Origin of the sequence: Flavicella sp., assembly GCF_037132785.1 — a bacterium.
Classification (GTDB): Bacteria; Bacteroidota; Bacteroidia; order Flavobacteriales; family Flavobacteriaceae; genus Flavicella.
The window spans coordinates 1-10,414 of the sequence record NZ_JBAHZZ010000027.1 but is presented as its reverse complement, the minus strand read 5'-3'; the positions used below and the strand labels follow the sequence as shown (position 1 = coordinate 10,414).

General features: G+C 34.5%; 10 protein-coding genes. 4 read left to right on the top strand and 6 right to left on the bottom strand.

The features are described 5' to 3' along the window. From V5787_RS01765 to V5787_RS01740, 6 genes are all read right to left on the bottom strand, one after another. Nucleotides 1-263: transposase (locus tag V5787_RS01765; protein ID WP_336891572.1), on the bottom strand; the 263-nt coding region annotated here is incomplete at its 3' end. A 187-nt stretch (nucleotides 264-450) separates the two neighbouring features. Further along, nucleotides 451-1,194 (bottom strand): succinate dehydrogenase/fumarate reductase iron-sulfur subunit, encoded by a 744-nt coding sequence (locus tag V5787_RS01760; protein ID WP_336891571.1) that lies wholly within the window; start codon nucleotides 1,192-1,194, stop codon nucleotides 451-453. A 9-nt stretch (nucleotides 1,195-1,203) separates the two neighbouring features. Beyond that, the gene (locus tag V5787_RS01755) at nucleotides 1,204-3,219 is read right to left on the bottom strand and encodes a fumarate reductase/succinate dehydrogenase flavoprotein subunit (protein WP_336891570.1); all 2,016 of its coding nucleotides are present in this window, start codon (nucleotides 3,217-3,219) and stop codon (nucleotides 1,204-1,206) included. A 12-nt stretch (nucleotides 3,220-3,231) separates the two neighbouring features. Next, nucleotides 3,232-3,891 (bottom strand): succinate dehydrogenase cytochrome b subunit, encoded by a 660-nt coding sequence (locus tag V5787_RS01750; RefSeq protein ID WP_336891569.1) that lies wholly within the window; start codon nucleotides 3,889-3,891, stop codon nucleotides 3,232-3,234. 245 nt (nucleotides 3,892-4,136) lie between these two features. Beyond that, entirely contained in the window at nucleotides 4,137-5,999 is a 1,863-nt protein-coding gene (locus tag V5787_RS01745) for an SLC13 family permease (RefSeq protein WP_336891568.1), read from the bottom strand. 150 nt (nucleotides 6,000-6,149) lie between these two features. Next, nucleotides 6,150-6,779 (bottom strand): hypothetical protein, encoded by a 630-nt coding sequence (locus V5787_RS01740; protein WP_336891567.1) that lies wholly within the window; start codon nucleotides 6,777-6,779, stop codon nucleotides 6,150-6,152. 99 nt (nucleotides 6,780-6,878) lie between these two features. On the opposite strand from V5787_RS01740, the gene V5787_RS01735 reads away from it, so the two are divergent. The 4 genes from V5787_RS01735 to V5787_RS01720 all read left to right on the top strand — a co-directional run bounded on the left by V5787_RS01735 (nucleotide 6,879) and on the right by V5787_RS01720 (nucleotide 10,265). Beyond that, entirely contained in the window at nucleotides 6,879-8,171 is a 1,293-nt protein-coding gene (locus V5787_RS01735) for an aminopeptidase P family protein (protein WP_336891566.1), read from the top strand. Nucleotides 8,172-8,208: 37 nt separating this feature from the next. After that, the gene (gene proC, locus V5787_RS01730; protein ID WP_336891565.1) at nucleotides 8,209-9,054 is read left to right on the top strand and encodes a pyrroline-5-carboxylate reductase; all 846 of its coding nucleotides are present in this window, start codon (nucleotides 8,209-8,211) and stop codon (nucleotides 9,052-9,054) included. A 12-nt stretch (nucleotides 9,055-9,066) separates the two neighbouring features. After that, on the top strand, nucleotides 9,067-9,849 hold the full coding sequence (locus tag V5787_RS01725; RefSeq protein ID WP_336891564.1) for an alpha/beta hydrolase: 783 nt from the start codon (nucleotides 9,067-9,069) through the stop codon (nucleotides 9,847-9,849). A gap of 284 nt (nucleotides 9,850-10,133) precedes the next feature. Beyond that, nucleotides 10,134-10,265 carry a hypothetical protein gene (locus tag V5787_RS01720; protein ID WP_336891563.1) on the top strand — a complete coding sequence of 44 codons (132 nt, stop codon included), beginning with the start codon at nucleotides 10,134-10,136 and terminating at the stop codon, nucleotides 10,263-10,265. The last annotated feature ends 149 nt before the right edge of the window (nucleotides 10,266-10,414 follow it).

Below are 10,414 nucleotides of genomic sequence, written 5' to 3'. Positions count from 1 at the left end.
AAACTATCGTTAAGTCTATCTTCTACTTCGTAATCGCTTAAAGCGTACCAACTCTGTAAAAGACACATTTTAAAAAGCAACAAACCATCATAGGAAGGCTTACCAACGGCACTTTTACCCCTGGAATAGTCCTTGTCTATTATTTTTGAAATTCGATCCCAATCGATAAGAATATTTATTTGACTAAAAAATGTAGCTTTTATCTTTCTTGTGCGTAAATCACAAATGATATCTGCAAAAGTAGGTGTTATTTGTAGTTTCATGGCTTGAATATACATCTTAATAAGCTAACAAACAATGATTTACACCCTAAGTTTGGGTCTTTGTTTTTGTCATGTACCCTGCAATGATCTTGGATAGACACAAAGCAGCTGGTTTATAGTGCCAATTAAAACGAATCAAAAAAGCCCGTCTAAAGATAGACGGGCTATATAATATTACAATATTATGTTATATAAGACTAGCTTTCAGGAATTCACGGTTCATACGAGCAATGTTTTCAAGAGAAATTCCTTTAGGACATTCAACTTCACAAGCTCCTGTATTTGTACAGTTACCAAAACCTTCATCATCCATTTGCTGAACCATACTTAATACACGCTCTGTAGCTTCAACCTGTCCTTGTGGTAACAAAGCAAATTGAGATACTTTAGCTCCAACAAATAACATTGCAGACGAGTTTTTACAAGTAGCAACACATGCTCCACATCCAATACATGAAGCGGAATCCATTGCTTTATCTGCAGCTACTTTTGAAATAGGTGTGGCATTCGCATCTTGAGTATTTCCAGATGTGTTTACTGATATATAACCACCAGATTGTTGGATTCTATCAAAAGAAGTACGGTCTACTATTAAATCCTTGATTACAGGAAATGCAGCGGCTCTAAACGGCTCAATATGGATGGTTTCACCATCTTTAAAAGAACGCATGTGTAACTGGCAAGTGGTAATTCCTTTGTCGGGACCATGTGCTTCACCATTGATATACATAGAGCACGTTCCACAAATTCCTTCACGACAGTCATGGTCAAAAGCAATAGGCTCTTCGCCTTTGTTGACCAATTGCTCGTTCAATACATCCATCATTTCTAAGAACGACATATGCTCTGAAATATCAGTTACTTTATAATCCACTAATTGACCTTTGTCATCAGCGTTTTTTTGTCTCCAGATTTTTAATGTTAAATTCATAATGTCTTCTTATTTGTATGAACGTTGTTTTAATTCGATGTCTTTAAATTCTAATTCTTCTTTATGAAGAACAGCATCACCAGGTTCTCCTTTATACTCCCATGCAGAAACATAAGCAAAATCTTTATCATTACGTTTGGCTTCTCCTTTTTGTTCTCCATCTAATTCCACAGACTCCTCTCTAAAGTGACCTCCACAAGATTCGTTTCTGTCCAAAGCATCTTTTGCAAACAATTCTCCTAATTCTAAGAAATCTGCAACTCTAGCAGCTTTTTCTAATTCTGTATTCATTTCGTTTGCATTTCCAGGCACTGTAACGTTTTTCCAGAAGTCTTCACGTAAAGCTTTGATTTCAGTCATCGCTTCCTTCAATCCTTTTTCGTTACGAGACATTCCTACTTTGTCCCACATGATTACACCTAGTTTCTTATGATAATAATCTACAGAGTTAGTTCCTTTATTATTGATAAAGAAATTAATCAAATCCGTAACTGATTTTTCAGCTTCGTCAAACTCTGGTGTATCCGTAGGGATTTTCCCTGTACGAATGTCATCAGATAAATAATCACCAATTGTATATGGTAATACAAAATAACCATCAGCCAAACCTTGCATCAATGCGGAAGCACCTAGTCTGTTAGCACCATGGTCAGAGAAGTTTGCCTCTCCAATACAGTAACATCCAGAAATTGTAGTCATTAAGTTGTAATCAACCCAAATACCACCCATAGTATAGTGTGTTGCTGGATAAATCATCATAGGTGTTTTATATGGGTTTTCATCTACGATCTTCTCGTACATTTGGAATAAATTACCATATTTTTCTTCTATTACAGCCTGTCCTAAGTCGTATATTTTATCTGCAGTTGCATTTTCAATACCTTTAATTTTAGTTTGCTCTTTCCCGTAACGGTCAATTGCAGCAGCAAAATCTAAGTATACAGCTTCTCCTGTAGCATTAACTCCATAACCCGCATCACAACGTTCTTTTGCCGCTCTTGAAGCAACATCACGAGGCACTAAGTTTCCAAAGGCAGGATATCTTCTTTCTAAGTAATAATCTCTATCGGCTTCAGCAATTTGCGTTGGCTTTAATTTTCCTTGTTGAATTGCTTTGGCATCTTCAATTTTTCCAGGAACCCAAATACGACCATCATTACGCAATGATTCAGACATCAATGTTAATTTTGATTGATAATCACCAGATCTTGGAATACAAGTTGGGTGAATTTGAGTATAACAAGGGTTTGCGAAGAATGCACCTTTTTTGTGTATTTTCCATCCAGCAGTAATGTTAGATCCCATTGCATTTGTAGATAAGAAATATACATTTCCATATCCTCCAGAAGCAATAACTACAGCATGTGCAGAATGACGTTGAATTTCACCTGTAATCATGTTACGTGCGATAATCCCTCTTGCTTTTCCGTCTACCAATACTACATCTAGCATTTCATGACGATTGTACATTTCAATTTTACCACGAGCAATCTGACGGTTCATTGCAGAATAAGCTCCTAATAATAATTGTTGACCCGTTTGCCCTTTAGCGTAAAAAGTACGAGACACCAATACTCCTCCAAAAGAACGGTTGTCTAATAATCCACCATAATCACGTGCAAAAGGAACTCCTTGAGCAACACATTGGTCAATTATATCTCCTGAAACTTCTGCCAAACGGTGTACATTGGCTTCACGTGAACGATAATCACCACCTTTTACAGTGTCATAAAACAATCTGTAAGTAGAATCACCATCACCTTGATAATTTTTTGCAGCATTGATTCCTCCTTGTGCAGCAATAGAGTGTGCTCTACGTGGAGAATCTTGATACGCAAATGCTTTTACATTATATCCTAACTCAGCTAAAGAAGCGGCAGCAGAACCACCAGCCAATCCTGTTCCTATAACGATAACATCTATGTTACGTTTATTTGCGGGGTTTACTAAGTCAATTTTGTCTTTGTAAGTTGTCCACTTATCTTTAATTGGACCTTTTGGGATTTTTGAATTTAAAGTCGTCATATCTATATAAGATTAATGGTTAAAAAAATGAAAAACAGCTACTAGAATAAATCCTGCTGGAATTACGATAGAATAAATCGTTCCCGCAGCTTTTACTGTTTTTGTGTATTTGTTGTTGAATCCCATTGATTGGAAAGCTGATTGAAAACCATGAGACAAATGCAATCCTAATAAAACAAAAGAAACGACATAAGCACCAACTCTTAAAGGGTTGATAAATTTATGTTGTAATTCTGCGAAGTAACGTGTAGGATCTTCAGGTAAACCAGCGATATACTTATAGTTGATTTCAGGAACCCAAAAGTCAATAAAATGTAAAACGAGAAAAGCAAGAATTACCAAACCGCTGTAAATCATGTTTCTTGAAGTCCATGTTGAATTCGCTGCTCCGTTGTCTTTGGCGTACTTTATCGCCGTTGCTTTTTTGTTTTTTAATTCCAACACAAAGCCCATAACAAAGTGAAACACTACACCGAAAATTAGTACAGGCTGCAAGGCAAATTGTATCAAAGGATTGATTCCCATAAAATGGGATAAGTCGTTAAATAAAGTTTCACTAAAAATAGAAGTAATGTTAACCGCTAAATGTATAATTAGGAAAAAGATAAGGAACAGTGCTGACAGTGCCATAGCTACTTTCCTCGCAATTGATGAAGATAAAAATCCGCTCATTTTTAATTTGTTTTAAGAATATAACAAAGGTACTACTTAGATTTTCTTTGGTAAAAGAAACAGGCTACTATTTTAGTTATTTAGAATGGTTTTAACAAAGCCTTTTCTTAGTGTTTACCTCTTTGATATGTTGCTTTTTATTGTTGTTTTTTTTAAAAGATAAATATGTGTTTTTATATGTAATTAATAATTTTAAAAATCAAATAACTAAGTATTTATACTTAGTTATTTGATTAGGCAGTTATTTATTCATAAGGCCAAATCATAGGAATCATGATAATACTTACGATAAAGAAGATAACGATTAATGGAAATCCACTTTTAAAGTAATCGGTAAACTTATAATTACCAGCATTCATTACCATTGTATTGGTTGGAGTTCCAAAAGGTGTTAAAAAAGCGGTGGATGCACTTACTGCTAATACCATCATAAATGGATAAGGTGAATATCCTAATTCTAATGCAGAGACCAGTACTATGGGGGCCATTAAAATTGCAGTAGCCGTATTGCTCATTACTTGACTTAAAAGTGAAGTAATTATAAAGACACCTGCTAAAAAATAAGTGGGATGCATATCTCCCAATAATCCAATCATAGAATCTGCAATGAATTTAGCTCCTCCCGTTTTTTGGAGAGCAACTCCCATAGGAATCATACCCGCCATGATGATGATTACATTCCAGTTTATAGACCTGTAGGATTGATTCATATTAATACATCCTCCAACAATCATAATGAATGCCGTTAGAAATACAGTTATAACTGATGGAAACGGACCCCAAACAAACATGGATACCATAAAGATCATTGCGAAAATTGAAATAATCCCCTTTTTTGTGATTTTACCGACCTCTTTAGCGAGTTCTTCAGGAGAACCAATAATTAGGAAATCTCTACTTTCTTCTTGAATTGCTCTGATGTCTTCCCATTTTGCTCGTACCAATAAGGAGTCTCCTTCTTGTAGAACAAATTCTCTTCCTCTAATTCTTTTATTGTACCTGTTCAATGCCATTACTTGAACATTGTATTTATCTCCAAACCTTCCTGTGTTGATTTTCCTTCCTTTGTAGATAGACCTCGGTGAGACAATCAATTCACACATCCCAACTTCATCAGAAAGTACGTTTTCCTTAATGAACTCTCCATCTATTTTTTCTAATTTGGTAGCAGCTACGTTATGTTTGTCAATAAATCTGTTAATTCGCATCTCACTACAGTTTACTATAAGTTCATCACCTGAATGAAATTTCCTGTTTATATCAGGGTATTCATTTGGTTCACTCTTTTTGAGTCTTACCTTTTTAAGAAAAGTTGATGAGGTTTCTTCATGGGAGATAATTTTAATAATATTTACCCCCATTGATGATCCTAATTTTATTTGTTTGATGGTTTTACCAATAACAGAAGAGCTGGGTCTGATTCTGACTTTCCAAAAGCCTTCAAATAGCTGATAAGAATCCTCAATGGTTTTAATAGATTCATCTATATCATCGAGTCTTCTAGATTTATTATTAGGTAACATTTTTGTTCCAAAATAACGCATATAGATAACAGTTAAAACCAGAAGCGGTAAGCCAATCAATGAAAACTCAAAAAAATCAAACCCTTGAATGTCTGCGTCTAGCATAGCTTGATTCGTTATGATATTGGTAGGTGTACCTGTTAGAGTTAGTAAACCTCCCGTTGCAGCAGCAAAAGATAGAGGAATCAGCATTTTTGATGCGGGTGTTTTTAAACGCCAAGCAGCAGCAATAATGACAGGCATTAATGATGCTACAGTTCCTGTATTACTCATAAAGGCAGACAGAATTGCAGAGCCGATGATAATAAGCACAAGTAGCTTATTAGAATTGTTGTTAGATAGTTGAATAATTTTATTACCTAGCAGGGATGTTAATCCAGTTCTGCTCATCGCTTCTCCTACAATAAAAAGACCAGCAATTAAAAGAATACTCGAATTGCTGAAGCCTGAAAAAGTTTCATCAACGGTAAGGATTCCCGACAAGCTTAATGACATCATGCAGGTTAACGCAACAATATCAGGTCTTATTTTTCCCGAAATAAAAAGAATGATCGTAATTCCTAAAATAATAAATGTTATGGTCATAGTTTAGTATAAATATGTGCAAATTTAAAGTGAACAAAAACGGGGAGTTATGATATATATCACTTCTATTTAGGCTGCCGTTTAGGTAGTAAAAATAAAGGGTTGTGACCCCTTAGTACTTCGATACGAATACGATATCGTAGATTGTTTTTATAATTTATTTAGGTTTGAATTTATAAGGCATTTTGGTGTTTCCCAGATGCCTTTATATTCTTTTAAATTTATGGATTTTCCATTGCAGTCGTTGTAGTGTCCATAGATGTCTTTTTTTAAGATTTTTAATTTCCCTTTTTTTATTTTTTCAATGACAAGAGAGATGAGTTCCATTTTGTTAACGTTTTTATTTTCCTTAAAGATATTGATTCCTATGTTGTTATTAAAAAGATCCATTTCAGAGGAGGGTTTGTCTGGATGGGTTCCATCTTCGAATTGGTTCTTTTTGAACTGCTTATAATTTCCTTTTTCATGGGCTTTACCAAGACTTTTTGCAGAGTTTTTTCCAATTTCCTTTGCTAAAGTAGCCATCCAATAGGCATGCCTAAAGGCATCAACTTGCCCTCCGTTTTTATCTTGATCTAGCAGAGTGGTTTTTGCGATGGAATCAGATGTTTTTTGTGCCTGCAAAGATATTCGATAGGCTCTTTTTGCTTTAAAAGGATGAAATATAACCCAGCATTTTTCGGGTGAAGAAAGGTTTTTAAACCCCTGTTTATGATTCTGTGCAGAACTCGTATGAAACAGGTTAATTAGAAAAATGAATATTAGGATTGTTTTTTTCAAAAAAAAGTTATAAAGAATTAATTCATTACAAATTTATGCATTTGTATGTGTAATTTAAGTTAAGGTTTTATATTTTTGTAAGACTTAAATTTTCCGACTATGAAATACGAAGCAATTGATAGTAATTTGTTTATAAAAAGCAGAAAGAAGTTTGTCGCTCAGATGAAATCAAATTCTTTGGCTTTTTTTAATTCAAATGATATATATCCGGTAAGTGCTGATAGCACATTGCCTTTTGCTCAACATAGAGATATCTTTTATTTGACAGGAGTAGATCAAGAAGAAAGTGTTTTGTTTTTGTTTCCTGACGCTAAAAAGAAGGAATATAAAGAAATCTTATTTGTTAGAGAAACAAATAATCATATAGCTATCTGGGAAGGCGAAAAACTATCAAAACATAAAGCCACCGAAACATCTGGTATAAAAACAGTGTTTTGGTTAAAAGAGTTAGAATCTGTTTTGGAGGAATTGATGAATGATGTTGAGAATGTATATATAAATAAAAACGGGCATTATAGAGCTAAAGTAGAAACAGAAATTCGTGAAGATCGTTTTATAAAGATGGTCAAAGAAAGATATCCTAATAAAAGGATTGAAGAGAGTAATCCTATTCTACAACGAATACGTTCTGTAAAAGAAGTTGAGGAGATAGCACTGATTCAAAAGGCATGTGATATTACTGAAAAGGGTTTTCGTAGGTTGCTTTCTTTTGTAAAACCCAAGGTATGGGAGTATGAAATTGAAGCAGAATTAATTCATGAATTTATAAAAAACAGATCTAAAGGATTTGCTTATACGCCAATTATAGCAAGCGGAAGTAATGCAAATGTATTGCATTATATAGAAAACAACAAACAGTGTAAATCAGGCGAATTGATATTGATGGATGTTGCGGCGGAATACGCTAATTATTCAAGTGATCTGACTAGGACAATTCCTGTTTCGGGTAGGTTTACAGATCGTCAAAAAGAGGTTTATAATGCGGTGAATCGAATTAAAAATGACGCGACAAAAATGCTGGTTTCCGGTACTGATTGGAAAGAATATCATGCTGAAGTTGGGAAAATAATGACTTCAGAATTGTTAGGGTTGAATTTGTTAGATAAAGCAGATGTCCAAAATGAAGACTCAGAATGTCCCGCATATAAAAAATATTTTATGCATGGTACTTCTCATCATATGGGTTTAGATACACATGATTATGGGGTTTTAACTGACCCCATGCAGGCGAATATGGTTTTTACCGTTGAGCCAGGAATTTATATACCAGAAGAAGGATTTGGAATTCGTTTAGAAGACGATGTGGTAATCCAAGAATCAGGAGTTCCGTTTAATTTAATGCAAAATATTCCTATTGAGGCTGATGAAATTGAAAACTTGATGAATTCATAAAACTGAAAATTTCTCTAGGATTTTCTAAAAGTGTATTTTGCTCTATTTAGAAAACACAACCGAATTCAATTCTATAAGCATGAAGAAAATTACAGTTATTGGAGGTGGAAATATGGGGTTCACTTATGCCGAATCTATTTTTAATTCAAATTTAGAAACACAAATTCATGTGTTGGAAAAGTCTATAGAGAGAATTCAAGAAATTTCGGCTCTAAATACTATTTCCATAGGTAGTGATTTTAGTGTCTTAAAAGAGGCGGATGTGATTTTTTTAGCTGTAAAACCTCAAATCTCACCAACTGTTTTTGAAGAGATAAATCATTTTTTGAATAAAGATCAATTAGTAGTTTCAATTATGGCGGGCACAACAATTGAAACGATTCAAAAAGGTCTTGGTTTGGAGAAAGTAGTTAGAGCGATGCCTAATTTACCCGCACAGGTAAAGTTAGGAATGACAACATATGTAGGCTCGGAAGAGGTTTCTACTGAAGAATTAGAGTTAGTGGCTTCAATACTTGAAACAACAGGAAAGGCTGTGTTGGTGAAAACTGAGGACGATATTGATAAGTCGACAGGAGTTTCTGGTAGTGGACCTGGCTTTGTTTTTTATATGATGAACGCCATGGTAAATGCGGCTGAAAATTTAGGCTTTAGTCCAGAGCAATCAAAAATATTAGTGTCTCAAACTTTTGGAGGGGCTGTTAAATTGTATCAAGATAATGATATCTCGTTAACCGAATGGATGAATCGTGTCTCTTCAAAAGGAGGAACAACAATTGCAGGTTTGAATCATTTAGCAGATACAAACGTAGGTCCAGAAATTCAAAAATGTATTGAAGTTGCTGTAGCAAGAGCTTTTGAATTGGGTGGTAAAAAATTATAATTTTTTCTAAGCATGTATGTATCCTATAAAAACACTCAAATTCATTTTGCCGAATTTGGTACAGGAACAGCCGTGGTTTTATTGCATGGTTTTTTAGAAAACACAAGCATGTGGAATTCTACGGTAGAATTATTATCGAAAAGATATAGGGTAATTTCAATTGATCTTCTAGGACACGGTTTGTCTGATAATTTAGGTTATGTGCATACTATGGAGCAAATGGCTGAAGCTGTTAATGAGGTGCTAACTCATCTTAAAATTAGAAAAACTTTTTTAATTGGTCATTCTATGGGAGGTTATGTGGCTCTGGCGTTTGCAGAGTTTTATCCAGATAAAGTAAAAGGGCTTTGTTTAATGAATTCAACGACAAGAAGTGATTCAAAAGAAAAACAGATAGGAAGAAACAAGGCTATTCAAATAGTAAAAGAAAATCACACCTCTTTTATTAGAAATTCTATTCCAATGTTATTTCGTTCACGTAATAGGAAACTTTATAGAGAGCAGATTAACGAGGTCAAACAAGTGGCCTTGAGAACTTCTAAACAAGGAATTATTGCTGCTTTGGAAGGAATGAAAATTAGAAACGATAGAGAAGTGTTGTTGCACTTTGGTCCGTATCCCAAATTAATGATGATCGGTGATAAAGATCCTGTTTTGAAGTTGGATGATTTGTTAGAGCAAGTAGAAGGCACAGAAACAAAGGTTCTTCGGTTTTCTGAGGGGCATATGTCGCATATAGAAAACAAAGAGGAGATGCTTGTTGGAGTTAGTGCGTTTTTAAAGAAAAACTCCTAGTAGAGCTTGCTCGTTAAGTCGGTTTTTCGATTCTTCTTTTCTTGAAGGTCTTCATGTTCCAGCCTATTTCCCTAGGGATTTAACATGTTTTGAAATCTTTTTTCCGTTCCATGCTGTCCTACTACTATTTACAAAATATCCTTTACCGAAGAACTCGCCTCCTAACAGTTGACTCTTCACTTCTGGACATTGTAAGACCGTTGCAAGGTACATGACAAAAACAAAGACCCAAACTTAGGGTGTAAATCATTGTTTCTTAGCTTATTAAGATGTATATTCAAGCCATGAAACTACAAATAACACCTACTTTTTCAGATAGCATTTGTGATTTACGCACAAGAAAGATAAAAGCTACATTTTTTAGTCAAATAAAGACCGTTGCAAGGTACATGACAAAAACAAAGACCCAAACTTAGGGTGTAAGTCATTGTTTGTTAACTTATTAAGATGTATATTCAAGCCATGAAACTACAAATAACACCTACTTTTGCAGATAGCATTTGTGATTTACGCACAAGAAAGATAAAAGCTACATTTTTTAGTCAAATAAATATTCTTATCGATT

Coding starts and splice junctions, on each gene's coding strand:
- V5787_RS01750 (WP_336891569.1), bottom strand. CDS start 3,891: ATGAGCGGATTTTTATCTTCATCAATTGCGAGGAAAGTAGCTATGGCA.
- V5787_RS01725 (WP_336891564.1), top strand. CDS start 9,067: ATGTATGTATCCTATAAAAACACTCAAATTCATTTTGCCGAATTTGGT.
- V5787_RS01720 (WP_336891563.1), top strand. CDS start 10,134: ATGAAACTACAAATAACACCTACTTTTTCAGATAGCATTTGTGATTTA.
- V5787_RS01735 (WP_336891566.1), top strand. CDS start 6,879: ATGAAATACGAAGCAATTGATAGTAATTTGTTTATAAAAAGCAGAAAG.
- V5787_RS01745 (WP_336891568.1), bottom strand. CDS start 5,999: ATGACCATAACATTTATTATTTTAGGAATTACGATCATTCTTTTTATT.
- V5787_RS01755 (WP_336891570.1), bottom strand. CDS start 3,219: ATGACGACTTTAAATTCAAAAATCCCAAAAGGTCCAATTAAAGATAAG.
- V5787_RS01760 (WP_336891571.1), bottom strand. CDS start 1,194: ATGAATTTAACATTAAAAATCTGGAGACAAAAAAACGCTGATGACAAA.